This is a genomic window from Sphaerotilus microaerophilus, from assembly GCF_023734135.1.
Lineage (GTDB): Bacteria > Pseudomonadota > Gammaproteobacteria > Burkholderiales > Burkholderiaceae_C > Sphaerotilus > Sphaerotilus microaerophilus.
Genome location: NZ_AP025730.1, coordinates 5,960,008 through 5,984,606 on the forward strand (window position 1 = coordinate 5,960,008; position 24,599 = coordinate 5,984,606).

Genomic DNA, 24,599 nt, shown 5'->3' on the forward strand with positions numbered 1-24,599 from the left:
GATGGGGGAGGCCCTCACGGACGCAAGGCCGCATGAGAAAAGGGCCGCACGAGGCGGCCCTTTCGGGGGAAACGGAACCGAAATCGGTCGATCAGCCGTGGTAGGCCGTTTCGCCGTGCGAGGAGATGTCCAGGCCCTCGCGCTCTTCTTCCTCGGTGACCCGCAGGCCGATCACGAGGTCGACGACCTTGAACGAGACCGCAGCGACCACCGCCGACCACACCACGGTAACGCCCACCGCCTTGGCCTGGATCAGGAACTGGTCGAACACGCCGTTGCTGCCCACGGTGGCCGAAACCCAGTCGGTCACCAGGCCCGGGCCGCCCAGCGCCCGGCTGTTGAACACGCCGGTCAGCAGGGCACCGACGATGCCGCCCACGCCGTGCACACCGAACACGTCCAGCGAGTCATCAGCACCCAGCAGGCGCTTGAGGCCGCTCACACCCCACAGGCAGGCGAAACCGGCGACGAAGCCGATCACCAGGCCCCCGACGATGCCGACGTTGCCCGCAGCCGGCGTGATCGCCACCAGGCCAGCCACCGCACCCGAGGCTGCACCCAGCATCGAGGCCTTGCCCTTCAGCAGCGCTTCACCCGCACACCAGGCCAGCACGGCCGCAGCGGTCGCACCGAAGGTGTTCATGAAAGCCAGCGCGGCACTGTTGCCCGCTTCCAGCGCGGAACCCGCGTTGAAGCCGAACCAGCCCACCCACAGCAGCGAGGCACCGACCATGGTCAGCGTCAGCGAGTGCGGCGTGAAGGCTTCACGGCCGTAGCCCACCCGCTTGCCCAGCATGTAGGCACCCACCAGGCCCGCCACGGCGGCGTTGATGTGCACCACGGTGCCGCCGGCGAAGTCCAGCGCGCCCCACTGCCAGATCAGGCCGGCCTTGCCGTTCATCGCGTCGACGACGTCCTTGCCGGTGTACGCGTCCGGGCCCATCCAGTACCACACCATGTGGGCGATCGGCAGGTAGCTGAAGGTGAACCACAGCGTCATGAACAGCAGCACCGCACCGAACTTGATGCGCTCGGCGAAGGCGCCCACGATCAGGCCGCAGGTGATGGCCGCGAAGGTGGCCTGGAAGGCGACGAACACGATTTCCGGGATGACCACGCCCTTCGAGAAGGTGGCCGCCATCGCGAAGGTGCCTGCCGCCGGGTCGAACACGCCCTTCAGGAAGAGCCGGTCGAAGCCGCCAATGAAGGCATTGCCCTCGGTGAACGCCAGGCTGTAGCCGTACACGACCCACAGCACCGTGATCAGCGAGAAGGTGACGAAGACCTGCATCAGCACCGACAGCATGTTCTTGCTGCGCACCAGGCCGCCGTAGAACAGGGCCAGGCCCGGAATGGCCATCAGGATGACCAGCAGGGTGGACACCAGCATCCAGGCGATGTCACCCTTGTTCGGCACGGGGGCCGATGCGGCGGCGGCAGCCGGAGCGGCGGTCGAAGCCGCCTCCGCAGGTGCAGGTGCAGCAGCAGCCGCTGTGGCGGAGGCCGCTGCGGTCGGGGCCGACACCGTCGCGGCGGCATCGGAAGCGGCCTGGGCATGCGACACCCCGGCCAAGCCGAGGAGCGCCACACCCAGCGCCAGACTGGCGAGGAATTTCTTCAACATGGTTGTCTCTCTTGCGGAGGGGTTGCCGGGCTCAGAGGGCGTCCTTGCCGGTCTCGCCGGTTCGGATGCGCAGCACCTGCTCGATCGGGCAGACGAAGATCTTCCCGTCGCCGATCTTTCCGGTGCGCGCGGCAGCTTCGATGGCCTCGATGACGCGATCGACCACCGCGTCATCGACGGCGGCTTCGATCTTCACCTTGGGCAGGAAGTCGACCACGTACTCGGCGCCGCGGTACAGCTCGGTGTGGCCCTTCTGGCGGCCGAAGCCCTTGACCTCGGTGACGGTGATGCCCTGCACGCCGATGTTGCCGAGGGCTTCGCGCACCTCGTCGAGCTTGAAGGGCTTGATGATGGCGGTGACCATTTTCATGGTGGAACTCCGATGCGGATGCTGGGTGCTGGGCGCTCAGAAGGCGTACTTGGCGCCGACGACCAGGCCGGCCTTGCCGAGATCCTTGTCCTTCGGGGCGTAATAGTAGGCCGGCGTGCCAGCGATCTTCTTGGTGTCGGCGCCGACCAATGCGCCACTCAGCGTCAGGCCCTTGACGACTTCCTTGCTGACGGTCAGCGAGTAGTCGGTGTAGGAGTAGTCACCGTTCTTGGCCACCTTCTGGTAACCAAGGTGCGGCGCCACCAACACCGGCCCGACCTCGAAGCTGGCGCTCAGGTCCAGGTAGCCAGAGTTCTTGCTGTCCACGAAGCCGAACAGGTTCGTCAGGCTGTGCGAGTACTTCAGCGTGGCCGGACCGAACGACACCGCGCCGTAGACCTCGGTGGTGTTGGCGCTCGTTGCCAGCTTGTTCTTCGGGTAGACGTAGGTCAGCACGCCCACGTCGTAGCCCAGGTCCTTGACGATCTCGCCCTTGTAGCCACCGTAGACATCCAGCTCGACGTTGGCGTCACCGCCGGCATCCTTGATCCACTTGATCGTGGAGGCCCAGGTGCCCACGTAGAACGGACCCTTGGTGTAGTCGGCCCCCGCCTGCAGCGCCGGCTTCAGGTGGGTCTGGGAGATGCCACGGTAGCGGTAGTCGGACACGGCGCCCGCGTTGAAGGACAGCCCGTCATCGGCGCGGGCGACCAGAGGCGCCATGCCGGCAACAGCGAGAGCGGCCAGGGCGGAAAACTTGGCGACGTGGTTCATGCGGAAACTCCAGGTATTGAGGTCGAAGAGGGCGGTACCGAAGCAGACACTGCAGCTTCCATGCCAAGCACGTCCGTGCGTAACAAGGCGTGGCGCGCCCCCCCTTGGCGCAGCCCGCGCCGACCCGGCACGGGCACGCACCAAGAACGCCGCCCCACGCCGCACCATCCGGGTGCACCACCCTTTGGAGGGAGAGCCGCGGCGTGATCTGGTTCTCAAAATGGGGCCCCGCCCGCCACCTCCTACACCATGTCACTCGCCCTGGTCCACAGCCGCGCCCTGCTCGGGCTGCAAGCACCCGACGTCACCGTCGAAGTGCATCTCGCCAACGGCCTGCCCAGCTTCACGCTGGTCGGGCTGGCCGACACCGAGGTCAAGGAGGCGCGCGAGCGGGTGCGCTCCGCCCTGCAGAGCAGCGGACTGGATTTCCCGCACAACAAGCGCATCACCGTCAACCTGGCACCGGCCGACCTGCCGAAGGAAGGCGCACGCTTCGACCTGCCGATCGCGGTGGGCATCCTCGCGGCCAGCGGCCAGATCCAGGGCGATCTGGAGGGGCTGGAGTTCGCCGGCGAGCTGTCGCTGGCCGGTGACCTGCGCGACGTGCGCGGCGCCCTCGCGATGGCCGTGGCCCTGCAACGTGCTGGCAGCACGCGCACCCTGGTGCTGCCACGCACCAGCGCAATGGAAGCCGCGCGCGTGCCCGGCCTGCAGCTGCGCCTGGCCGACCACCTGCTTGATGTGGTGCAGGCGCTGCAGCCCGCCGAGACCGCCCAGGCGCTGGCCACGCCGCAACCTGCCGCCCCGGATGCCCCCCCGCCCTGGCCGGACTTGCGTGACGTCAAGGGGCAGACCCAGGCCAAGCGGGCGCTGGAGATCGCGGCCACCGGCAACCACAGCGTCCTGTTCGTCGGCCCACCCGGTACCGGCAAGTCGATGCTGGCGCAGCGCCTGGTCGGGCTGCTGCCGCCGCTGCGCGAGGAGGAGGCGCTCGAATCCGCCGCGATCCTCAGCCTGGCCGGGCAGTTCGACCCGCGCGGCTGGGCACGGCGCGTCCTGCGCGCGCCCCACCACACCGCCTCGGCGGTGGCACTGGTGGGTGGGGGTTCGCCGCCCCGGCCGGGCGAGATCTCGTTGGCCCACCACGGTGTGCTCTTCCTCGATGAGCTGCCCGAGTACCCCCGCGCCGCGCTGGAAGCGATGCGTGAGCCGCTCGACAGCGGCCGCATCCGCATCTCGCGCGCGGCCCGCCAGGCCGAGTTCCCGGCCCGCTGCCAGCTGGTCGCGGCGATGAACCCCTGCCCCTGCGGCCACCAGGGCTCGCCGCTGCGCGCCTGCCGCTGCAGCCCGGATGCGGTCACGCGCTACCAGGCCCGCCTCTCCGGGCCGCTGCTGGACCGCATCGACCTGCGCGTCGAGGTGCCCGTGCTCCCCCCGGAGGTGCTCAACGCCGTGGCCGACGGCGAGCCCAGCGCCGTGGTCGCCGAGCGGGTCGCCGCCGCGCGCACCTTGCAGTGGCAGCGCCAGGGCTGCTGGAACGCCGACCTCGAAGGCCCGGCCCTGGACGAGCACGCCCACGCCGCGAAGGCCGCGCTGGACTTCCTCCATGCCGCCGCCCTGCGCCTGGGCTGGTCCGGCCGCAGCGTGCACCGGGTGCTGCGCATCGCACGCAGCGCCGCCGATGCCGCAGGCGCGGCGGACATCGGCGTGGCACACGTCGCAGAGGCCATCCAGCTGCGGCGCGCACTGGCGGCCGCCTGAGCCTGCTCCCGTGGAGCGCCGGGCCGGGGGCGGGCCGACAATGGCAGCCTCGCCGCACCCACCTCCATGCCACCGATGCCGCGCTTCTTCGTCGATCTCCCCCTCGCCGCCACCGATTCCCTGCGGCTCCCCCCCGCTGCAGCCCGGCACGTCCAGGTGCTGCGCCTGCAGCCCGACGAGGGCATCACGCTGTTCGACGGGCGCGGCGGCGAGTGGTCTGCCGAGGTGGTCTCGATGGGCCGACAGCACGTCGACGTCCGGGTGATCGACCACGATCCGGTCGAGCGCGAACTGCCGGTCAACGTGACGCTGGTGGCCGCGATGCCGGCCAACGACCGCTTCGACTGGCTGGTCGAGAAGGCCACCGAGCTCGGCGCCACCGCGATCGAGCCGGTGCAGACCGGGCGCAGCGTCCTGCGCCTGTCGGGCGAGCGGGCCGAGCGCAAGCAAGCGCATTGGCAGGCCGTGGCGATCGCCGCCGCGGAGCAGTGCGGCCGCACCCGGGTGCCCCGCATCGGCCCCATCCGCACACTGACCGCGCTCCTGACAGAGGCGGCCGGGACGGTCAACACCGGTGCGTCCGCCATGGGACGGCTGCTGCTGTCCCTGGCCGAGGCCCGCCCGCTGGCCGAGCGGCTGCACGACGGCGTGGCAGCCCGGATCACCCAGTGGACCCTCTTCAGCGGGCCGGAAGGCGGCTTCACGCCGGAGGAGGAGGCCGCTCTGCGCGGCCAGGGCGCCCTGCCCACGACGCTGGGCCCCCGGGTGCTGCGCGCCGAGACCGCCCCCCTTGCCGTGCTCGCTGCCATCGGAACCCGCCTGTAACCAGCCGCGCGCACCCGCCGGGCTGCGCCGGGGCCAAAAAGCAAAAACCGCACGCATCACCCTCGATTCGCGCGCCCTGCATCTATCTATGCAAAAAACGCATGTAACCCCTCTGTGATCCAGAAAGGGCGGCCCCTACACTGTTTTTTCATGGCATCCCGAAAACGTTCGGTCGCGCTTGCGTCTTCGAGCGTTTCCGAGATGCCTTTTTCAACCTTAGGAGCCTTCGCATGACCGTCAACGCACCGGACTACGTCAAGAATTCCAAACTGATTGCCTGGGTGGCCGAGATGGCCGCACTCACCCAGCCCGCTGCGATCCACTGGTGCGACGGCACGCAGGAAGAGTACGACCGCCTGTGCCAGCAGCTGGTCGACGCCGGCAGCTTCAAGAAGCTGGCCAAGCGCCCGGGCAGCTACCTGGCGGTGACCGACCCGTCCGACGTGGCCCGCGTCGAGGACCGCACCTACATCTGCTCGCAGAAGAAGGAAGACGCCGGCCCGACCAACAACTGGATGGCCCCGGCCGAGATGCGCACGCTGCTGCAAACCGGTGAGAAGGCGCTGTTCAAGGGCTGCATGAAGGGTCGCACGATGTACGTGGTGCCCTTCAGCATGGGCCCGCTGGGCTCGCCGATCGCCCACATCGGCGTGGAGCTGTCCGACTCGGCCTACGTGGCCGTGAACATGAAGCTGATGACCCGCATGGGTCGCGCCGTGATCGACCTGCTGGGCAACGATGGCGACTTCGTGCCCTGCATGCACACCGTGGGTGCCCCGCTGGCCGAGGGCGAGAAGGACACGACCACCTGGCCGTGCAACCCGACCACCAAGTACATCGTCCACTACCCCGAGACCCAGGAGATCTGGTCCTACGGTTCGGGCTACGGCGGCAACGCGCTGCTGGGCAAGAAGTGCTTCGCGCTGCGCATCGCCTCCACGATGGGCCGCCAGCAGGGCTGGCTGGCCGAGCACATGCTGATCCTGGGCGTGACCTCGCCCGCGGGCAAGAAGTACCACGTCGCCGCCGCTTTCCCGTCGGCCTGCGGCAAGACCAACTTCGCGATGCTGATCCCGCCGGCGGCCATGGGTGGCTGGAAGGTCACCACCATCGGTGACGACATCGCCTGGATCAAGCCCGGCAAGGATGGCCGCCTGTACGCGATCAACCCCGAGGCCGGCTACTTCGGCGTCGCCCCGGGCACCAACTTCCTGACCAACCCGAACTGCATGAAGTCGGTCGAGAAGGACACCATCTTCACCAACGTCGCGCTGACCGACGACGGTGACGTGTGGTGGGAAGGCATGGACGGCGACGCGCCGGCCCACGCGATCGACTGGCAGGGCAACGACTGGACCCCGGCCATCGCCAAGGAAAAGGGCACCAAGGCCGCGCACCCGAACTCGCGCTTCACCGTGGGCGCCACCAACAACCCAGCCCTGGACGCGGCCTGGGACGACGCCACCGGCGTGCCGATCGACGCCTTCATCTTCGGCGGCCGCCGCTCGACCACCGTGCCGCTCGTCACCGAGGCGCGCAGCTGGACCGAAGGCGTGTACATGGCCGCCACGATGGGCTCGGAAACCACCGCCGCCGCCTTTGGCGCGCAGGGCGTGGTGCGCCGCGACCCGTTCGCGATGCTGCCCTTCTGCGGTTACAACATGGCCGACTACTTCCAGCACTGGCTGGACGTGGGCAACAAGCTGCAAGGCGAAGGCGCCAAGCTGCCCAAGATCTTCTGCGTCAACTGGTTCCGCAAGGGCGCCGACGGCAAGTTCGTCTGGCCGGGCTATGGCGACAACGCCCGCGTCCTGAAGTGGATGGTCGAGCGCGTGGAAGGCACGGGCCAGGGCGAAGGCCACTTCTTCGGCGTGAGCCCGCGCTACGAGGACCTGGACTGGAGCGGCCTGGACTTCTCGAAGGAGCAGTACGCCAGCATCATCAATGCCGACCCCGACGCCTGGAAGGCCGAGCTGAAGCTGCACGACGAGCTGTTCACCCAGCTGGCCTACCACCTGCCGGCCGAGTTGACCGCCACCAAGCAGAAGCTCGAAGCCGAACTGTCTGCCTGAACGGTCTCGCCGCTCGGCAAAAAGCCCGCGCCAGCGGGCTTTTTTGTGTCTGCGCCGCGAATCGACCCTGATCACCGGTCGACCCGCCGTGACGGCATCACTCCATGTAGCGCAGCGCCGCAGCACGCAGATCGGCCGCGTAGGACGGCTGCGTCTTCTCGAAGCGTCCGGCGTATTCGAGCAGTTCTTCGGCGTTGGTCGGTTCGACCTCCCGCAGCTCCAGGGACCGGCCGATGCCCGACCACACCGCCACACCCGCCGAACCGACCGCGTGGAACAGGTGGAAGACGGCGCGCCGCAGACGGGTGGTGAGCGCGAGGGAAGCGGGCGAGCGGTAACTGCCCGAGGGGATGGAAAGTGTGCTCATGGCGACTCCTAAGGGAAAACCCTGAAATTCATTCTAGGGTTAACCCTGATTACATCGCTGCATCAACTTGAAGTCCGCGTCGGGTTCAGGGATGTTGCGGTGCAACATTGCACGCCAGGCCCGCCCTGGCGCCCGGGGTCCCTGCCCCGTTTCAGCGCCCACCGCCGAGCTGCATCCACAGGTAGCTGTATTCCAGCGCCATCAGGTGGGCACGCTGGGCGTTGTCGGCCGCACCGCCATGCCCCCCCTCGATGTTCTCGTAATAGAGCACCGGGGCACCCAGCTCACGCAGCCGCGCCACCATCTTGCGGGCGTGGCCCGGGTGAACACGGTCGTCGCGCGTGGATGTGGTGACGAGCAGGCGCGGATACGCCACACCGGGGCGCAGTTGCTGGTAGGGGCTGTAGCGGCGGATCCAGTCCCACTCCTGCGGCAGGTCGGGGTTGCCGTACTCGGCCATCCAGGACGCCCCGGCCAGCAGCAGGTGGTAGCGGCGCATGTCCAGCAGCGGCACCTGGCAGACCACCGCGCCGAACAGGTCCGGGCGCTGCGTGACGGCCGCGCCCACCAGCAGGCCGCCGTTGGAGCCGCCCATGATGCCCAGGCGCTTCGGCTCGGTGACGCCGCTGCGCACCAGGTCCTCGGCCACGGCGATGAAGTCGTCGTAGCTGCGCTGCTTGTGCGCCTTCACCGCCGCCTGGTGCCAGGCCGGGCCGAACTCACCGCCACCGCGGATGTTGGCCACCACCAGCACGCCGCCACGCTGGTACCAGGCCTTGCCGAAGGCCGCGGAGTACCAGGGCTGCATCGACACCTCGAAGCCGCCGTAGCCATAGAGCAGCGTCGGGTTGCGCCCGTCCGCCTGGGCACCGGCGGGCCAGACCACGAAGTAGGGCACGCGGGTGCCGTCCCGGCTGGTGGCGAAGCGCTGCTCGACGCGCATGCCGGCAGCGTCGAAGTGGCGTGCGCGCTGCTTGAGCAGCTCCCGCACGGTCGCCCCGGTGCGGCCCAGCATCAGGCTGTCGGGCGTCAGGAAATCGGTGTAGCTGATCAGGTAGTGCTCGGCCAGCGGGTCGTCACGCCGGTGCGGATCGTGCAATGCCGCCAGCGACAGCGTGCCAGGACCAGGCAGCGCCAGCGGCTGGCGCGCCCACCGGCCCTCGGTCGGCGGCGCGCCCGCAGCCGGTGGCTCCCAGCGCAGTTCCTCGACCTGGGTGGCCACGTTGTCGAGCACGGTGAGCAGCAGGCGGGTCCTGGTCCAGGTCCAGCCGTCGAGCGAGCGCGTGGCCGTGGGCGTGAACAGGGCCTGCCAGCGCGGGCGGCCGGCGAGCAGATCCGCCGCCCGCGCCACCAGCAGGCTGCCCGCCGGGTGGCTGCCGCCGGCAGCGTCCGGTGCGGGCAGCGCACTGCGCAGGCTCATCAGCACCCAGTCGTCGTGGAAGGACAGGCTGGCATCGGCCGGCTTGTCGAGGTGCTGCAGCCGGCCGGCGGGCCGTGCGGCCGCCTCGTCCTGCCAGAGGAAGTCCTCGCTGCGGTAGAAATCGATCGAGCGCGACAGTCCGACCCGCAGGTGGCCGGGCGTGTGGTCGACCCAGGCCGAGGCGCTGACATCGCTGCGCTGCGCCTCGAACACCACCGGCGCCTCGGCCAGCGGGCTGCCGCGCCGCCAGCGCCGGATCACCCGCGGGTAGCCGGAGTCGGTCAGCGAGCCCGGGCCGAAGTCGGTGCCGACGAGCAGTTCATCGCGGCTCAGCCAGGCCACATCGCTCTTGGCCTCGGGCAGGCTGAAGCCGCCGGGCACGAAGGCGCGCTGCTGCAGGTCGAACTCGCGCAGCACCACCGCGTCGGCGCCCCCACGCGACAGGTGCAGCAGGCAGCGCGTCCAGGCCGCGTCGCCGCCCGTCGGCGGCAGGCAGCTCGCGCCCTTCCAGACCCAGTTCTCGCCCTCGGCCGCGCCGAGCGCGTCCAGGTCGAGCACCGTCTCCCAGCGCGGCTCGGCGCGACGGTACTCGTCCAGGGTCGTGCGCCGCCACAGGCCGCGCTGGTGATCGGCGTCCTGCCAGAAGTTGTAGAGCTGGTCGCCGATGCGGCGCACCGACGGGATGCGCTGGCGGTCGTTGAGCACCTCCAGCATCTGCGCCTTCAGCTCGCCAAACAGCGGCGGGGCCGTCAGCACGGCCTGGGATTCGGCATTGCGCTCGCGCACCCAGTCCAGGGCGGGCTCGCCGAGCACATCCTCCAGCCAGAGGTGGGGATCGTCGCCCGCCGCGGTGGGCAGGACGGACGCGACCGGCACGGCCGGCGCAGCCGACCCGTCGGGGCCCGCGCTCATCGCCGGCACCCCGACCAGGCCCAGCAGGAAGACGAGCGCGACGGCCAGGCCGAGGCGGAAGGGCATGGTGCGTTCTCCATCAGGATCCATCAGGCGTAGGGGTCGGCAAAGCCGAGGGTGGCCAGCACCTCGCGCTCGCGCGCTTCCATGCGCTCGGCCTCGGCCTCGTCGTCCTCGTGGTCGTAGCCCTGCGCGTGCAGGGCACCATGCACCAGCAGGTGGGCGTAATGGGCCTGCAAGGTCTTGCCGGCCACCGCCGCCTCCGCCTGCACGACGGGCGCGCAGAGCACCAGATCGGCCGACACGACCGGCTCGCGCGCGTAGTCGAAGGTCAGCACGTTGGTGGCGTAGTCCTTGCCGCGGTAGTCACGGTTCAGCGCCTGACCCTCCTCGGTATCGACGATGCGCACGGTGATCTCGCCAGGCAGGGCCAGCGCGTGGCGCAGCCAGCGGATCACCTTGTGCCGCGGCAGGTCGGCGCGGTGGCGGGGGTCGGCAAACTGCAGCGACAGGGTCAGGCTCGGCAGGGTCATCGGGGTTCCTCGGCCGCGGACGGGTTGGCCCGCTCGCGGCGCTCGCGCTGGGCGTCGTAGGCCTCGACGATGCGCGCCACCAGCGGGTGGCGCACGACGTCGGCGGCGGTGAAATGCGTCATCGCGATGCCACGCACGTCGCGCAGCACCTGGGCGGCATCGACCAGCCCGCTGGTCGTGCCACGCGGCAGGTCGATCTGGCTGACATCCCCGGTCACCACCGCGCGGCTGCCAAAGCCGATGCGGGTGAGGAACATCTTCATCTGCTCGACGGTGGTGTTCTGCGCCTCATCCAGGATCACGAAGGCGTGGTTGAGCGTGCGCCCGCGCATGAAGGCCAGCGGCGCGATCTCCAGCAGGCCCTTCTCGAAGGCCTTGGTGACGCGCTCCAGGCCCATCAGGTCGTACAGCGCGTCGTAGAGCGGGCGCAGGTAGGGGTCTACCTTCTGCGCCAGGTCGCCGGGCAGGAAGCCCAGCCGCTCGCCCGCCTCGACCGCCGGGCGCGTCAGGATGATGCGCTGCACGGTGTTGCGCTCCAGCGCATCGACCGCGCAGGCCACCGCCAGGAAGGTCTTGCCGGTGCCCGCCGGGCCGATGCCGAAGGTGATGTCGTGGCTGAGCATGTGGCGCAGGTAGGCCATCTGGTTGGTCGTGCGCCCCACCAAGTCGGCACGGCGCGTGCGCAGCACGATGGGATCGCCCGCATCGGCATCCGCTGGCGCCGCCTGGCCCTCCTCGGCCCGGGCGGCCAGCCCCTGCATCGCCTGCACCAGCGCCAGCTGCAGCTCGGCCGCCTCGATCGGCCGCTGCGAGCGCAGGTACATCTGCTCCAGGAAGGTCCGCGCCACCCGGGCGTTCGCAGGCGCCCCATCGATGCGGATTTTTTCATTGTGGCGCCGCAGTTGGACGGCCAAGGCCACCTCGGTGCTGCGCAGGTGCTCATCGAGCGGACCGCACAGGTGCGCGAGCCGCGCGTTGTCGACGGGGGTGAAGGCGAGGCGCAGGATCAAGGCAAGCGTGCGAAGTTTGGAGCCGGGGCCCGGTGGCGCGATTGTCGCTGCCCCCGACCCGAGTGGGGCTCCGGCAGAATCCTTTACACCTGTGGGCGCACTGGTGTACCAGCCGCCCCGACCGTTTCCCCCACCCTCTTGCGCCCACCCGATCCTTCGTGTCCGCCCCCCCTGCGCCGGCCTCCAGCGGCCTCCTCCCCGGCTGGCTTGGCCGCTTGCTGAAACCCGGTGCCGACGGGCAGCGCCCCCTCTGGCACGTCCTGCACCCGGCCCGCTGGCCGCTGCTGCTGGCCTGCCTGCTGGTCATCCTGGCAGCCCTGGTCGGCCTGCTGGGGTCCAGCAGCACCACCCAGGGCGGCCTCACGATCGTGCAGGCCTGGGCGATACGCTCGGCTGCGCCCGTGTTCCCGGAAGGCACTGCCGCCCAGCGCATCGAGCTGCCCCACACCTGGGAACGCGGCCTGCGTGACGAGCTGCCGATGTGGTACCGCATGGAGTTCGAGGTGCCACGCGGGGGCTTCGGCCCCGGCATGCCGGCGGCCTACCTTGCCAGGGTGTGCGCGCAGTACACGGTCCGGTTGAACGGCCAGTACATCGCCAGCCGGGGCGCCGACCCCGAGCCGCGCGCGACCGACTGCCACGAGCCGGCGCTGATCGACCTGCCGCCCGGCCTGCTGCGCGAGCGCGGCAACCTGCTGGACATCCAGGTGCGCGCCCTGCCGGTGCGCAAGGTGGCCTCCCACGAGCGGGCGGGGGCCTTGTCCGAGGTGCGCATCGGTGCTCACCCGGCCCTGGAGGCCGAGCGCGCCCGCGCCCGCGCGCTGCAGCTGGGCCTGCCGCTGGCCCTGCTGGCGCTGTCGGGCGTCATCGGCGCGGCGGCGCTGGTCCTGGCCGTCACGAGCAAGCTGCCCTACCTGGCCTACTTCGGCGCCGCGGCGCTGGGCTGGTCGGTCCTGTGCGCCCTGCTGCTCGGGGTGGACCTGCCGCTGCCGGCCCTGGGCGTCGAGATCGTGATCACCGTGCTGACGCCCCCGGTGGCGGTGGCGGCGATCCTCTTCCTGCTGCGCTCCTGCGGCCTGCGCATCGACTGGCTGGAGTCCTCCCTGGCCCTGCAGTGCCTGTTCGTGCTGCTGGGCCTGGCGGTGGCGCTGCCGGAGCGGGTCTACACCGTCGCGCAGCCCTGGGCGGTGATCCTGGTGGTGGAGCTGGTGGCCGCGCTGGGCGTGTTCCTGCACCGCGCCTGGCACATGTCGCGCACCGACTTCCGCCTGGCCACGGCCTCGGCCGGCTCCGGCGCGCTGGTGCTCGCAGGCGAGTGGCTGCTCTCGCCCGGCCCGCTGCTCCTGCCGGGCAAGCTGGCGATCAGCGTGTCGGTGCTGGTGATGTTCGCCGGCATGGTCTGGCGCCTGCAACAGGTGCAGCGCAGCGCCCTCGAAGCCGCCGAGCAGGCCCGCACCGCCGCCGAGAAGCGCATGCAGGAAGTCTCCACCGACATGGAGCAGAACTACGACCGCATGGCCGAGCTGCGCGTCGAGCAGGTCACCGCCAAGGAGCGCAAGCGCATCGCCGCCGACCTGCACGACGATCTGGGCGCCAAGCTGCTGACCATCGTGCACACCAGCGAAAGCGACCGTATCTCCACCCTGGCGCGCGAGGCGCTCGAAGAGATGCGCCTGTCCGTGCGCGGCCTCACCGGCAAGGCGGTGCAACTGGGCGATGCCATCGGCGATTGGCGCAGCGAGATCATGATGCGCCTGTCGCAGGGCGGCGTCGAACTCGCCTGGGACACGCCCGACGAGCTGCTGATGAGCGAACGTGCGATGAGCGCACGCGCCTACGTGCAGACCACCCGCATCCTGCGCGAGGCGGTCAGCAACGTGCTCAAGCACAGCGGCGCCAGCCACTGCCAGATCTCGATCCGCCAGGATCACAACGACTTCGAACTGACCATTGCCGACAACGGCAAGGGCATCCCGATGGAGATGGACGGCAAGCTCGACCGCGGGCATGGCATGTCCACCATGAAGGGCCGCGCCAAGCAACTGCAGGGCCAGTGCCTGGTGGAGTCCGGCCCCGGGTACGGCACCACGATCCGCTTGACCTTGCCGCTTTGAGCACCTGACACCGCCGCTGCCCCTCCAGTTCGCCCGCCCTGCCACCGATAACCGCCTCGACGCCCCCCGCGCGCCCCTTTCGGAGCCCCGACCATGAAACAGATCCTGCTGCTTGAAGACCTGCCCGAGATCCGCGCCTGGCTGCGCACCCTGGTGCTGCAGGTGTTTCCCGGCTCCACCGTCACCGAGGCCGCGCGGGTGCACGACGCGCTGCAGCAGGTGGGCGCCCAGCGCTTCGACTTGGCAATGATCGACCTCGGGCTGCCCGACGGCTCCGGCGTGAAGGTCGTGCAGGCGCTGCGCGACAACCAGCCCGATGCGCAGTCGGTGGTCGTGACCATCCACGACGACGACGACCACCTCTTCCCCGCCCTGCAGGCCGGCGCCTACGGCTACCTGCTCAAGGAGCAGCCGCGCGAGCAGCTGATGGAGCACCTGCAGCGCATCAGCCAGGGCGAGCCGCCGCTGTCGCCGTCGATTGCGCGGCGCATGATCAGCTACTTCTCCGCCCAGGCCAACCGCCCCGGCGCGCAGCAGGCCGTGAGCACGCAGGACAGCCTGATGCCCAACGTGCAGCTGACCGAGCGCGAGCGCGAGGTGCTGCTGCGCGTGGCCAAGGGCTTCACCCTGCCCGAGATCGGCGTGCAGCTCGGCCTCTCGCGCCACACCATCGCCGACTACGTCAAGCAGATCTACCGCAAGCTCAACGTGAGCTCGCGCGCCGAAGCCGCCCTGGAAGCCCAGCGCCTCGGCCTCTTCCGCCGCTGACCCGCCGCTGAGCGCCCGGCCCGTCGCCCCGTATCATCCCCGGATGATCGGACGGCTCAGCGGCACCCTGGCGGAGAAGACTCCGCCGCAGATCCTCATCGATGTGAACGGCGTCGGCTACGAAGTCGACGTGCCGATGAGCAGCTTCTACAACCTCCCGGCGCTCGGCGAGCGCGTCACGCTGCTGACGCACTTCGTCGTGCGCGAGGACGCACAACTGCTTTACGGCTTTCTCACCGCCGAAGAGCGCGCCACGTTCCGCCAGCTCATCAGGATCACCGGCGTGGGCGCGCGCACCGCGCTGTCCATCCTGTCGGGCCTGAGCGTGAACGACCTGGCGCAGGCCGTCTCCGCCCAGCAGGCCGGCCGGCTGATCAAGGTGCCCGGCATCGGCAAGAAGACCGCCGAGCGCCTGCTGCTCGAACTCAAGGGCAAGCTCGGCCCGGATCTGGCGTTGCCCGGCGCGGTGGTGCAGAGCGACGCCCAGGCCGACATCGTGCAGGCCCTGGTCGCCCTGGGCTACAACGAAAAGGAAGCCGGCGCCGCGCTGAAGAACCTGCCCAAGGACGTCGGCGTCAGCGAGGGCATCAAGCTCGCGCTGAAGGCCTTGGGCTGAACGCGCTGCGCTGAGCGAGTCGGCTCGCTCCGCCGGCCATTGCGCACGCTCAAGCGCCGTTCCGAGGGCTGCGCGGCAGCGAGCCCGGGTGCGAAAATCCCAGGTTCTGCTTGCTCCCAGGAACGCTTCATGTTGCCCAAGTTCTCAGCCTTCCCCGGCGTGGCCGGCCCGGTGGTCACCATCGTGCTGGATGGTTACGGCATCGGCCGCAGCGAGGTCGGCAACGCCATCGCCGCGGCGCGCAAGCCCACGCTCGACCGCCTGTTCGCGCAGTACCCCCACGTGCGCCTGCGCGCCCACGGCACCGCGGTGGGCATGCCCTCCGATGAGGACATGGGCAACTCCGAAGTCGGCCACAACGCCATCGGCGCCGGCCAGGTCTACGCCCAGGGCGCGGCGCTGGTGGCTGATGCCATCGCCGCCGGCTCGATCTGGGCCGGCCCCGCCTGGCAGGAGATCGTCGCCGCGGCCAAGGCCGGGCGCGGCGTGCTGCACTGCCTGGGGCTGTTCTCCGACGGCAACGTGCACAGCCACATCGACCACCTGAAGGCGCTGGTGGCGCGCGCCAAGTCCGAGGGCGTGCCCACCGTGCGCATCCACGTGCTGCTGGACGGCCGCGACGTGCCCGAGACCAGCGCGCTGGACTACGTCGAGCCCTTCGAGGCCTTCCTGGCCGGGCTGAACGATGCCGGCTTCGACGCCCGCATCGCCTCCGGCGGTGGCCGCCAGAACATCACGATGGACCGCTACGAGGCCAACTGGGCCATGGTGGACAAGGGCTGGCGCGTGCATGTGCTGGGCGAGGGCCCGCAGTTCGCCGACTGCGCCACGGCCGTGCGCGCCCTGCGCGAGATGCACCCCGGCACCATCGACCAGGACCTGCCGCCCTTCGTGATCGCCGAGGCCGGCCAGCCCATCGGCACGGTGCAGGACGGCGACGCGGTGGTGTTCTTCAACTTCCGCGGCGACCGCGCCATCGAGATCACCCGCGCCTTCGAGGACGCGGTGTTCGACAAGTTCGACCGCCAGCGCCACCCCAAGGTCACCTACGCCGGCATGCTGCAGTACGACGGCGACCTGAAGCTGCCCCAGCGCTTCCTGGTCGACCCGCCGGCGATCCGCAACACCACCGGCGAGTGGTTCGCCAAGGCCGGGCTGGCGCAGTTCGCCTGCTCGGAAACGCAGAAGTTCGGCCACGTCACCTACTTCTGGAACGGCAACCGCTCCAGCAAGTTCGAGGGCGAGACCTGGCAGGAGGTGCCCAGCGACGTGGTGCCCTTCGAGCAGCGCCCCTGGATGAAGGCCGCCGAAATCGCCGACGCGATGATCGCCGCGCTGCAGTCCGGCCAGTACCGCACGCTGCGCTGCAACTTCGCCAACGGCGACATGGTCGGCCACACCGGCCACTTCCGCGCCGCGACCATGGCCATCGAGGCGGTGGATCTGGAACTGGCGCGGGTGCTGGCGGCCGTGGATGCCGCCGGCGGCGTGGCGCTGATCACCGCCGACCACGGCAACGCCGACGAGATGTACGAGATCGACAAGAAGACCAAGCAGCCGGCCACCAACCCCGACGGCAGCTTCAAGGCCAAGACCGCGCACACGCTCAACCAGGTGCCGCTGGTGCTGTACGACAACGTCAGCGGCGGCCGCCTGGGCCTGCGCCAGACGGACACGGCCGGCCTGTCGAACATCGCCGCCACCACCGCCAACCTGCTGGGCTTCGAGAAGCACGCCAGCTGGGACGAGAGCCTGCTGACGGTGAAGTAAATGGGGGGCTGCGCCCGATAATCACTGGATGGCCATCCAGACCGACGACCTGGGCGCCGCGCCCGCCCCGCAGCGCCGCCTGATCAGCGCCGCCCCCACCTCGCCCAACGAGGAGGCGCTGGAGCGCGCCCTGCGGCCCAAGCTGCTGCAGGAGTACGTCGGCCAGGCCAAGGCCCGCGAGCAGCTGGAGATCTTCATCGGCGCCGCGAAGAAGCGCGCCGAGGCGCTCGACCACGTGCTGCTCTTCGGCCCGCCCGGGCTGGGCAAGACCACGCTCAGCCACATCATCGCCGCCGAGCTGGGCGTCAACCTGCGCCAGACCAGCGGCCCGGTGCTCGAGAAGCCCAAGGACCTCGCCGCCATCCTGACCAACCTGGAGGCCAACGACGTCCTGTTCATCGACGAGATCCACCGCCTCTCGCCGGTGGTCGAGGAAATCCTCTACCCCGCGCTGGAGGACTACCAGATCGACATCATGATCGGCGAGGGCCCGGCCGCCCGCAGCATCAAGCTCGACCTGCAGCCCTTCACCCTGGTGGGCGCCACCACCCGCGCCGGCATGCTGACCAACCCGCTGCGCGACCGCTTCGGCATCGTCGCGCGGCTGGAGTTCTACACGCCCGAGGAACTGGTGCGCATCGTCACCCGCTCGGCCGGGCTGATGAAGGCGCCGATCGACGCCGAAGGCGCGATGGAAATCGCCCGGCGCTCGCGCGGCACCCCCCGCATCGCCAACCGCCTGCTGCGCCGGGTGCGCGACTACGCGGAGGTCAAGGGCGACGGCCGCATCATCAAGGCGATTGCCGACAAGGCCCTGGCGATGCTGGACGTCGACCCCCAGGGCTTCGACCTGATGGACCGCAAGCTGCTGGAGGCGGTGGTGCACCGATTCGACGGCGGTCCGGTCGGCCTGGACAACGTCGCCGCCGCCATCGGCGAGGAGCCCGGCACCATCGAAGACGTCATCGAGCCCTACCTGATCCAGCAGGGCTTCCTGCAACGCACCCCGCGCGGTCGCATCGCCACGCTGGCCGCGTACCGCCACCTGGGGGTGGCGCCGCCGAACAAGGCGGGGCTGGGGGATTTGTTCGAGGGGTGAGGGAAGCGGACTCCGAGAAACTCGCCATGCCCACCTTGACCCTCCACGACCTGTCTGAGGAAACCCTCAGCGCACTCGAACGGTTGGCCAGCCAGCACGGCCACAGCGTGGAGGACGAGACGCGCCGCCTTCTGGATGAGGCGGTCCAGTCGAAGATCGGGCCAGGAACTGCGCTCGCTCGGATTGGGCGGGGGTGGGTGGAGTGGATGAGCTGGAGCTGTGCCTGCAGCGGGAAACGACGCCAATCGCGCCGGCCACGTTCGAACAATCGTCCTCGACCGCCGCTCAAACCTGACCGGTCTGCCGCTGTGCTGACCTGGCTGGATGCGCAGCTGGTCGGCAGCCTGTTCCTGACCACCATCAGCTGGGCCGAGCCGCTGTCCGGCGTGGCAGCGTTGCCCCTGGGCCGCCGCCGTACGGATCTGCATCGGGCGCTGACTCAGCAAGTGCGCCCCCTGTTCGAAGACCGTGTGCTGGACTTCGACACCGCAGCCAAGGCCGCCGGCAACCCGATTGGCTTTGCGGATGGCGCCATCGCGGCGATTGCTGCCGCCAGGGGTTTCACGATTGCGACACGCAATGTGCGCGACTTTCATGGCACGGGTGTGCGGGTGGTGAATCCCTGGGGCTGAAGTTCAGGAGAGCGACGTCTGCTCGGCCTGATGACAAACAGCCTCGATGTTGTTTCCTTCCGGGTCGATGACAAACGCACCGTAGTAGTTGGGGTGGTAGTCGGGGCGCAGACCCGGGGGGCCGTTGTCCCTGCCGCCCGCAGCCATCGCTGCGCTGTAGAACGCATCCACCTGGGCACGGCTGCCGGCCTTCCATGCCAGGTGGCAGGCCGTGGTGGCCGGGGCACCGCCGTAGGGTGAAGGGCCGTCGACGAACCAGACATCCGCCTTCTTGCCATCGGGCTCGGACGGGTCCGGATAAGCGAAGCCCAGGATGTTCGAACCGTAGTGGCCCTCGAAGCAGACGGCGTAGCCGAGTGGCGCCAGCGCAGCGCTGAAGAACGCCTTGGCGCGACGGATGTCAGTGACGCGGAAGGTCATGTGGTCCAGCATGGGAAGGTTCTCCTGAGTCAGCCTGAGTGAGCGGTCGGCACCGTGCATACGACCGCATGACTGTATGAATGTACAGTCTTTACGGGTCCGCGCAAGTCCCCCGACGGGCTGGGCGGCATCGAGCGTGGCGAGAGTATCCCGCGCGGAAACTGATCCGCTGGTCGGGCCATGGCTGGATTCCACAGGCCAGCCCACACCGGGCCCCGATGTGCTGGTTCAGCCGCGGGCGCCGCTCACTCCGCCACCGCCTGCCGCACCGCACGTTCCCAGCGCGCCATCGCTTCCTCGGCGCGGTCGCGCGAGAGCGTGGGGTGGAAGACGCGTTCGGCCTGCCACTGGCCAGCCAGTTCATCCAAGCCGGACCAGACGCCGGTGGCCAGGCCGGCCAGGTAGGCGGCGCCCAGCGCGGTGGTCTCGATCACCTTCGGGCGCAGCACCGGGATACCGAGCAGGTCGGCCTGGAACTGCATCAGCAGGTCGTTGACGCAGGCGCCGCCGTCCACGCGCAGCTCGCTGACCGGGGCGGCGCCGGCCGCCACCGCGTCGCGGGACATCGCCTGGAGAAGAGCTGCGCTCTGGTAGGCGATGCTTTCCAGCGCGGCGCGGGCGATGTGGGCCACGGTGCTGCCGCGCGTCAGGCCGACGATGGCGCCGCGGGCGTCGGCGTCCCAGTAGGGTGCGCCCAGGCCGGTGAAGGCGGGCACGAACATGACACCGCCGGCATCGGGCACGCTTTCGGCCAGGGACTGCACCTCGGAGCTGGCGGAGATGGCGCGCAGGCCGTCGCGCAGCCACTGCACCACCGCGCCGCCGATGAAGACGCTGCCTTCCAGCGCGAACTGCGGCGCGGCGTCGGGCTGCGCCGCGCTGGTGGTGATCAGGCCGTTGTGGCTGGTCTGGAACTGGCCGCCGGTGTGCATCAGCATGAAGCAGCCGGTGCCGTAGGTGTTCTTGGCCTGGCCGGCACGGAAGCAGGCCTGGCCGAACAGGGCGCTCTGCTGGTCGCCAGCGATGCCCGCGATCGGCAGCGAGGCGCCGAGCAGGTCGGGTTCGCTCTCGGCGAACACATGGCTGCTTGGGTGCACCGCTGGCAGCAGGGTGGCGGGCACATCCAGCAGCGCCAGCAGGCCCTCGTCCCAGGCGTTGCGGCGCACGTCGAAGAGCATGGTGCGCGCGGCGTTGCTGACGTCGGTGGCGTGCACCCGGCCGGCGGAGAGCTTCCAGAGCAGCCAGCTGTCGACGGTGCCGAAGGCCAGGTCGCCGCGCTCGGCCAGAGCGCGGGCGTCCGGCACGTGGTCGAGGATCCAGCGGATCTTGCTGCCGGAGAAGTAGGCGTCGACCACCAGGCCGGTGGCCTCGCGGATGCGCTCGGCGTGGCCCTGCTCGCGCAGCTGCGCGCACAGCGGCTCGGCGCGGCGGTCCTGCCAGACGATGGCGTTGTGGATGGCACGGCCGCTGCGGCGGTTCCACACCACGGTGGTCTCGCGCTGGTTGGTGATGCCGATGGCGCGCACATCCGCCGCCCGGATCCCCGCCTTGGCGATGGCCTCCCGTGCGGTGTCGAGCTGGGTCTGCCAGATCTCCTCGGGGTCGTGCTCCACCCAGCCGGGCTGCGGGTAGATCTGGCGGAATTCGCGCTGGGCCATCGCGACGACCTGGCCCTGGGCGTCGAAGACGATGCTGCGCGAGCTGGAGGTGCCCTGGTCCAGGGCCAGCAGGTAGGTCATGGAAGTGTCTCCTTGTGGTCGGGCGCGGAGCGACGGCCGACCAGCGGCGGGCCGTGCGCTGCGGCCGTTCAGCCGGCGAGCTCGACCTGCACGCCGGCCTCGGCCAGCAACTGCGGGAAGGGCTCGGGCGGAGCCACGTCGGTGAAGAGCAGGTCGATCTGGTCGATGCGGGCCAGCTCCACCATCGCCGGGCGGTTGAACTTGCTGTGGTCGGCCACCAGCCAGACCTCGCGGCTCTGCTCGATGATGGCGCGCGCCACCTGCACCTCGCGGTAGTCGAAGTCGCGCAGGCTGCCGTCGGCCTCGATGCCGGAGATGCCGATCAGGCCGATGTCCACCTTGAACTGGCGGATCAGGTCCACCGCCGCGGCGCCGACGATGCCGCGGTCGCGGTGGCGCACCATGCCGCCGGTGACGATGACCTCGCAGTCCGGGTTGTCGGCCAGGATGGCGGCCACGTTCAGGTTGTTCGTGATCACGCGCAGGCCAGCGTGCTGCAGCAGCTCGCGCGCCACCGCCTCGGTGGTGGTGCCCAGGTTGATCAGCAGCGAGCTGCCGTTGGGGATGCGCGCGGCCACCGCCCGGGCGATGCCCTGCTTGCCCTCGGCGTGCAGCGCCTCGCGCTGGCGGTAGGCGATGTTCTCGGTGGTGGAGCTGGGCAGCCGCACCCCGCCATGGAAGCGCGCCAGCAGGCCGGCCTCGGCCAGCAGCTTCACGTCGCGGCGCACGGTCTGCAGCGTCACGCCGAAGCGCTCGGCCAGGGTCTCGACGCTCAGCGCGCCGTGCTGGCGCACCGCGTCCAGCAGCTGGGATTGGCGGGGGTTGGGCGTCATGGCGTGTGGATGCTAGGGCCGACGGCTGACGGCTGCCTTCTCATGTGCCGCAGAGCCTAAACGAACCCAAAGGAAACGAAATAGATGCAATACCTATTGCAAACGAACATTGAGGGCGGTAAAAAGAAAAAAGAAGAACCCGGATGCGGCGCGTTTGGGCGCCATTGGATGACGGCCGGTGAGCGCCGGTCATCGCATCCGTTCCAGGAGACACCCCTTGTCCATTGCTTCGCCCCCGTCGGGGACGACCTCCATCAACGCCCGGCAGGCCCGGGACGGCGACTGCGACGTGCTGATCGTGGGCGGCGGCATCAACGGCTGCGGCATCGCCCGCGACCTGGCCGGCCGCGGCTGGCGCGTGACGCTGGTGGAGCAGGACGACCTGGCGTCGCACACCTCGTCGTCGTCCACCAAGCTGATCCACGGCGGCCTGCGCTACCTGGAGTACTACGAGTTCGGGCTGGTGCGCAAGGCGCTGCAGGAGCGCGAGGTGCTGCTCAAGAGCGCCCCGCACATCATGTGGCCGCTGCGCTTCGTGATGCCGCACGATCCCTCGATGAGGCCGGCCTGGCTGATCCGCCTGGGCATCTTTCTCTACGACCACCTGGCGCGGCGCGAGGTGCTGCCCGGCTCGCGCGGCGTGGACCTGCGCAGCCACCCGGTGGGCGCGCCGCTGCAGCAGCGCTACACCCGCGGCTTCATCTACTCCGACGGCTGGGTGGACGACGCCCGGCTGGTGCTGCTCAACGCGCTGGACGCCCGCGACCGCGGCGCCCAGGTGCTGACCCGCACCCGCTGCGTGGCCGCGCAGCGCGACGCCCAAGGCTGGCAGGTGCAGCTTGAGGGCCCGGGCGGCGCGCGCCGCAGCCTGCGCGCCCGGGCGCTGGTCAACGCCGCCGGGCCCTGGGCGGAGAGCTTCCTGCGGGGCGTGGCGCGCCCGGCCGGTGGCGAGGTGCTGGCCACGCGCAGCCTGCGGCTGGTGAAGGGCTCGCACATCGTGGTGCCGCGATGCTTCGAGCACGACCACGCCTACATCTTCCAGAACCCGGACAAGCGCATCATCTTCGCCATCCCCTACGAGGAGGACTTCACCCTGATGGGAACCACCGACCAGGAGCTGCAGGGCGATCCGCGCGGCGCGGCGATCGATGCCGACGAGGTGGCCTACCTCTGCGAGCAGGCCAGCCGCTACTTCACCCGGCCGGTGCGGCCGAGCGATGTGGTGTGGAGCTACGCCGGCGTGCGCCCGCTGCTGGACGATGAATCGGGAGACCCCTCGGCAGTGACGCGCGACTACCTGCTGGAGACCAGCACCCTGGCCGTGGCAGGGGCCCCCCTGCTCAGCATCTGGGGCGGCAAGATCACCACCTTCCGCAAGCTGGCCGAGGACGCCGCCGACGAGGTGGGCCGCATGCTGGGCGAGGCGCGCCCGGCCTGGACCGAGCCGGCACCGCTGCCCGGCGGCGACCTGCGCGGCTGGATCGGCACGCCGCGGCGGCCGGACACCGACTTCGAGCGTTTCGTCAGCATGCTGCGCTCGCGCCACGGCTGGCTGCCGCTGGCGCTGGCGCGGCGCCTGGCGCGGGCCTATGGCGCGCGCATCGACCGGGTGCTGGGCCGCGCCGAGTCCCTGGCCGACCTGGGCACCGAAGTGGCGCCCGGCCTGCACGAGGCGGAGATCCGCTACCTCCAGCGCGAGGAGTGGGTGACCTGCGCCGACGACCTGCTGTGGCGGCGCAGCAAGCTCGGCCTGCACTACAGCGCCGCCGAACGACAACAGGTGGCCGACTGGCTGGCCGCCCATCCCCTGCCCACCGACGACGACATGAACGACCCCACCCCCGAAACACGGAGCGAGACGGCATGCAACTGACGCTCTCGGGAATCAGCCAACGCGTGGGCGCCCAGACCTGGCTGTACGACATGAGCCTGGCCCCGGCCCCCGGCGCGGTCACGGTGCTGCTGGGCGCGACCCAGGCCGGCAAGACCACGCTGATGCGCCTGATGGCCGGACTGGACGTGCCCAGCAGCGGCAGCGTGCTCGTCGACGGCCACGACGTGACCGGCACGCCGGTGCGCGAGCGCAACGTCGCGATGGTCTACCAACAGTTCATCAACTACCCCTCGATGACGGTGTACGACAACATCGCCTCGCCGCTGAAGCTGGGCGGGCGGCCCAAGGCGGAGATCGACCGCCGGGTGCGCGAGCTGGCGGCCAAGCTGCACATCGACGTCTTCCTCGACCGCCTGCCGGCCGAACTCTCCGGCGGCCAGCAGCAGCGGGTGGCGCTGGCGCGGGCGCTGGCCAAGAACGCCCCGCTGATGCTGCTGGACGAGCCGCTGGTCAACCTGGACTACAAGCTGCGCGAGGAGCTGCGCGAGGAGCTGTCGGCGCTGTTCGCCGCCGGCGACGCCACCGTGATCTACGCCACCACCGAGCCCTCCGAGGCGCTCTTGCTGGGCGGCTGGACCGCGGTGATGGACGCCGGCGAGCTGCTGCAGTACGGCCCGACGGCGGAGGTGTTCCACCGCCCGGCGTCACTGCGCGTGGCCAAGGCCTTCAGCGACCCGCCGATGAACCTGCTGGCCGCCGAGGTGGCCGAACGCGGCGCCCGCCTCAGCACCGGTGAGGTGATCGCAGTCGAGCTGCCGCGGGAATCGTCCCGGGGACTGACCCTGGGCATCCGCGCCAGCGCATTGCGGGTGCAGCCACGCCCGGGCGACGTGGCCCTGCCCGGCCGGGTGGAGCTGGCGGAGATCTCCGGCTCGGACACCTTCGTGCACGTGCACACCGCGGTGGGCGAGCTGGTGGCGCAGCTCACCGGCGTGCACGAGTTCGACCTGGGGGCCGGGCTGACGCTGCACGTCAGCCCGACGCAGGTCTATGCCTTCGATGCAACGGGAGCGCTGCTCGTCGCGCCCCAACGGAGAACCTGAGCG

The 24,599-nt window shown here is 70.2% G+C and carries 21 protein-coding genes; 11 read left to right on the forward strand and 10 right to left on the reverse strand.

Annotated elements, in window-relative coordinates; genetic code table 11:
* Positions 1-91: 91 nt before the first annotated feature.
* The 3 genes from NGK70_RS25910 to NGK70_RS25920 are packed head-to-tail and all read right to left on the reverse strand — an operon-like array spanning position 92 to position 2,768.
* Positions 92-1,621, reverse strand: a complete 1,530-nt coding sequence (locus NGK70_RS25910) for an ammonium transporter (RefSeq protein WP_251973905.1) — start codon at positions 1,619-1,621, stop codon at positions 92-94.
* Positions 1,622-1,655: 34 nt separating this feature from the next.
* Positions 1,656-1,994, reverse strand: a complete 339-nt coding sequence (locus NGK70_RS25915; protein WP_251971302.1) for a P-II family nitrogen regulator — start codon at positions 1,992-1,994, stop codon at positions 1,656-1,658.
* Between the two features lie 36 nt (positions 1,995-2,030).
* Positions 2,031-2,768 carry a TorF family putative porin gene (locus NGK70_RS25920; protein ID WP_251971303.1) on the reverse strand — a complete coding sequence of 246 codons (738 nt, stop codon included), beginning with the start codon at positions 2,766-2,768 and terminating at the stop codon, positions 2,031-2,033.
* 249 nt (positions 2,769-3,017) lie between these two features.
* Here NGK70_RS25920 and NGK70_RS25925 point away from each other — a divergent pair, with 249 nt between their 5' ends.
* The 3 genes from NGK70_RS25925 (at position 3,018) to NGK70_RS25935 (ending at position 7,426) form a co-directional block, all read left to right on the forward strand.
* Complete coding sequence (locus tag NGK70_RS25925; protein ID WP_251971304.1) at positions 3,018-4,529, forward strand: YifB family Mg chelatase-like AAA ATPase; 1,512 nt, start codon at positions 3,018-3,020, stop codon at positions 4,527-4,529.
* Between the two features lie 75 nt (positions 4,530-4,604).
* A complete protein-coding gene (locus tag NGK70_RS25930; protein WP_251973906.1) occupies positions 4,605-5,354 on the forward strand; it encodes a 16S rRNA (uracil(1498)-N(3))-methyltransferase in 750 nt (249 codons plus the stop codon).
* Between the two features lie 230 nt (positions 5,355-5,584).
* Positions 5,585-7,426 carry a phosphoenolpyruvate carboxykinase (GTP) gene (locus tag NGK70_RS25935; RefSeq protein WP_251971305.1) on the forward strand — a complete coding sequence of 614 codons (1,842 nt, stop codon included), beginning with the start codon at positions 5,585-5,587 and terminating at the stop codon, positions 7,424-7,426.
* A gap of 97 nt (positions 7,427-7,523) precedes the next feature.
* Here the strand turns inward: NGK70_RS25935 and NGK70_RS25940 are convergent, their stop codons facing one another.
* From NGK70_RS25940 to NGK70_RS25955, 4 genes are all read right to left on the reverse strand, one after another.
* Positions 7,524-7,793: a hypothetical protein gene (locus NGK70_RS25940; protein ID WP_251971306.1), complete on the reverse strand. Its 270-nt coding sequence runs from the start codon at positions 7,791-7,793 to the stop codon at positions 7,524-7,526.
* Between the two features lie 151 nt (positions 7,794-7,944).
* The gene (locus tag NGK70_RS25945; protein WP_251971307.1) at positions 7,945-10,191 is read right to left on the reverse strand and encodes a prolyl oligopeptidase family serine peptidase; all 2,247 of its coding nucleotides are present in this window, start codon (positions 10,189-10,191) and stop codon (positions 7,945-7,947) included.
* Between the two features lie 23 nt (positions 10,192-10,214).
* Complete coding sequence (gene ybeY, locus NGK70_RS25950; protein ID WP_251971308.1) at positions 10,215-10,658, reverse strand: rRNA maturation RNase YbeY; 444 nt, start codon at positions 10,656-10,658, stop codon at positions 10,215-10,217.
* Positions 10,655-11,668, reverse strand: a complete 1,014-nt coding sequence (locus tag NGK70_RS25955) for a PhoH family protein (RefSeq protein ID WP_251971309.1) — start codon at positions 11,666-11,668, stop codon at positions 10,655-10,657. Before NGK70_RS25955 ends, ybeY begins: the two co-directional genes overlap by 4 nt.
* Positions 11,669-11,826: 158 nt before the next feature.
* Between NGK70_RS25955 and NGK70_RS25960 the strand changes: the two genes are divergently transcribed.
* From NGK70_RS25960 to NGK70_RS26720, 6 genes are all read left to right on the forward strand, one after another.
* The gene (locus tag NGK70_RS25960) at positions 11,827-13,782 is read left to right on the forward strand and encodes a sensor histidine kinase (protein WP_251971310.1); all 1,956 of its coding nucleotides are present in this window, start codon (positions 11,827-11,829) and stop codon (positions 13,780-13,782) included.
* 93 nt (positions 13,783-13,875) lie between these two features.
* The gene (locus tag NGK70_RS25965) at positions 13,876-14,550 is read left to right on the forward strand and encodes a response regulator (RefSeq protein WP_251971311.1); all 675 of its coding nucleotides are present in this window, start codon (positions 13,876-13,878) and stop codon (positions 14,548-14,550) included.
* Between the two features lie 43 nt (positions 14,551-14,593).
* Positions 14,594-15,166 carry a Holliday junction branch migration protein RuvA gene (ruvA, locus tag NGK70_RS25970; protein WP_251971312.1) on the forward strand — a complete coding sequence of 191 codons (573 nt, stop codon included), beginning with the start codon at positions 14,594-14,596 and terminating at the stop codon, positions 15,164-15,166.
* 129 nt (positions 15,167-15,295) lie between these two features.
* Entirely contained in the window at positions 15,296-16,936 is a 1,641-nt protein-coding gene (gene gpmI, locus NGK70_RS25975; RefSeq protein WP_251971313.1) for a 2,3-bisphosphoglycerate-independent phosphoglycerate mutase, read from the forward strand.
* A 28-nt stretch (positions 16,937-16,964) separates the two neighbouring features.
* The gene (ruvB, locus tag NGK70_RS25980) at positions 16,965-18,035 is read left to right on the forward strand and encodes a Holliday junction branch migration DNA helicase RuvB (RefSeq protein ID WP_251971314.1); all 1,071 of its coding nucleotides are present in this window, start codon (positions 16,965-16,967) and stop codon (positions 18,033-18,035) included.
* 26 nt (positions 18,036-18,061) lie between these two features.
* Positions 18,062-18,667: a FitA-like ribbon-helix-helix domain-containing protein gene (locus NGK70_RS26720; protein WP_428985557.1), complete on the forward strand. Its 606-nt coding sequence runs from the start codon at positions 18,062-18,064 to the stop codon at positions 18,665-18,667.
* A 3-nt stretch (positions 18,668-18,670) separates the two neighbouring features.
* Here NGK70_RS26720 and NGK70_RS25990 read toward each other — a convergent pair whose 3' ends face one another.
* From NGK70_RS25990 to NGK70_RS26000, 3 genes are all read right to left on the reverse strand, one after another.
* The gene (locus NGK70_RS25990; protein WP_251971315.1) at positions 18,671-19,099 is read right to left on the reverse strand and encodes a VOC family protein; all 429 of its coding nucleotides are present in this window, start codon (positions 19,097-19,099) and stop codon (positions 18,671-18,673) included.
* Positions 19,100-19,332: 233 nt separating this feature from the next.
* Positions 19,333-20,826, reverse strand: a complete 1,494-nt coding sequence (gene glpK / locus NGK70_RS25995) for a glycerol kinase GlpK (RefSeq protein ID WP_251971316.1) — start codon at positions 20,824-20,826, stop codon at positions 19,333-19,335.
* Positions 20,827-20,894: 68 nt separating this feature from the next.
* Entirely contained in the window at positions 20,895-21,659 is a 765-nt protein-coding gene (locus tag NGK70_RS26000; RefSeq protein ID WP_251971317.1) for a DeoR/GlpR family DNA-binding transcription regulator, read from the reverse strand.
* 223 nt (positions 21,660-21,882) lie between these two features.
* On the opposite strand from NGK70_RS26000, the gene glpD reads away from it, so the two are divergent.
* Both glpD and NGK70_RS26010 read left to right on the forward strand, forming a co-directional pair.
* A complete protein-coding gene (gene glpD / locus NGK70_RS26005) occupies positions 21,883-23,532 on the forward strand; it encodes a glycerol-3-phosphate dehydrogenase (RefSeq protein ID WP_251973908.1) in 1,650 nt (549 codons plus the stop codon).
* The gene (locus NGK70_RS26010; RefSeq protein WP_251971318.1) at positions 23,523-24,596 is read left to right on the forward strand and encodes an ABC transporter ATP-binding protein; all 1,074 of its coding nucleotides are present in this window, start codon (positions 23,523-23,525) and stop codon (positions 24,594-24,596) included. The genes glpD and NGK70_RS26010 overlap by 10 nt, the downstream gene beginning before the upstream one ends.
* The last annotated feature ends 3 nt before the right edge of the window (positions 24,597-24,599 follow it).

What these genes read in the sequence shown, in the direction of transcription:
- NGK70_RS25915 (WP_251971302.1), bottom strand. Translation starts at nt 1,994, where the DNA reads ATGAAAATGGTCACCGCCATCATCAAGCCCTTCAAGCTCGACGAGGTG.
- NGK70_RS25920 (WP_251971303.1), bottom strand. Translation starts at nt 2,768, where the DNA reads ATGAACCACGTCGCCAAGTTTTCCGCCCTGGCCGCTCTCGCTGTTGCC.
- NGK70_RS25925 (WP_251971304.1), top strand. Translation starts at nt 3,018, where the DNA reads ATGTCACTCGCCCTGGTCCACAGCCGCGCCCTGCTCGGGCTGCAAGCA.
- NGK70_RS25930 (WP_251973906.1), top strand. Translation starts at nt 4,605, where the DNA reads ATGCCGCGCTTCTTCGTCGATCTCCCCCTCGCCGCCACCGATTCCCTG.
- NGK70_RS25935 (WP_251971305.1), top strand. Translation starts at nt 5,585, where the DNA reads ATGACCGTCAACGCACCGGACTACGTCAAGAATTCCAAACTGATTGCC.
- NGK70_RS25940 (WP_251971306.1), bottom strand. Translation starts at nt 7,793, where the DNA reads ATGAGCACACTTTCCATCCCCTCGGGCAGTTACCGCTCGCCCGCTTCC.
- NGK70_RS25945 (WP_251971307.1), bottom strand. Translation starts at nt 10,191, where the DNA reads ATGCCCTTCCGCCTCGGCCTGGCCGTCGCGCTCGTCTTCCTGCTGGGC.
- ybeY (WP_251971308.1), bottom strand. Translation starts at nt 10,658, where the DNA reads ATGACCCTGCCGAGCCTGACCCTGTCGCTGCAGTTTGCCGACCCCCGC.
- NGK70_RS25965 (WP_251971311.1), top strand. Translation starts at nt 13,876, where the DNA reads ATGAAACAGATCCTGCTGCTTGAAGACCTGCCCGAGATCCGCGCCTGG.
- ruvA (WP_251971312.1), top strand. Translation starts at nt 14,594, where the DNA reads ATGATCGGACGGCTCAGCGGCACCCTGGCGGAGAAGACTCCGCCGCAG.
- gpmI (WP_251971313.1), top strand. Translation starts at nt 15,296, where the DNA reads ATGTTGCCCAAGTTCTCAGCCTTCCCCGGCGTGGCCGGCCCGGTGGTC.
- ruvB (WP_251971314.1), top strand. Translation starts at nt 16,965, where the DNA reads ATGGCCATCCAGACCGACGACCTGGGCGCCGCGCCCGCCCCGCAGCGC.
- NGK70_RS26720 (WP_428985557.1), top strand. Translation starts at nt 18,062, where the DNA reads ATGCCCACCTTGACCCTCCACGACCTGTCTGAGGAAACCCTCAGCGCA.
- NGK70_RS25990 (WP_251971315.1), bottom strand. Translation starts at nt 19,099, where the DNA reads ATGCTGGACCACATGACCTTCCGCGTCACTGACATCCGTCGCGCCAAG.
- glpK (WP_251971316.1), bottom strand. Translation starts at nt 20,826, where the DNA reads ATGACCTACCTGCTGGCCCTGGACCAGGGCACCTCCAGCTCGCGCAGC.
- NGK70_RS26000 (WP_251971317.1), bottom strand. Translation starts at nt 21,659, where the DNA reads ATGACGCCCAACCCCCGCCAATCCCAGCTGCTGGACGCGGTGCGCCAG.
- NGK70_RS26010 (WP_251971318.1), top strand. Translation starts at nt 23,523, where the DNA reads ATGCAACTGACGCTCTCGGGAATCAGCCAACGCGTGGGCGCCCAGACC.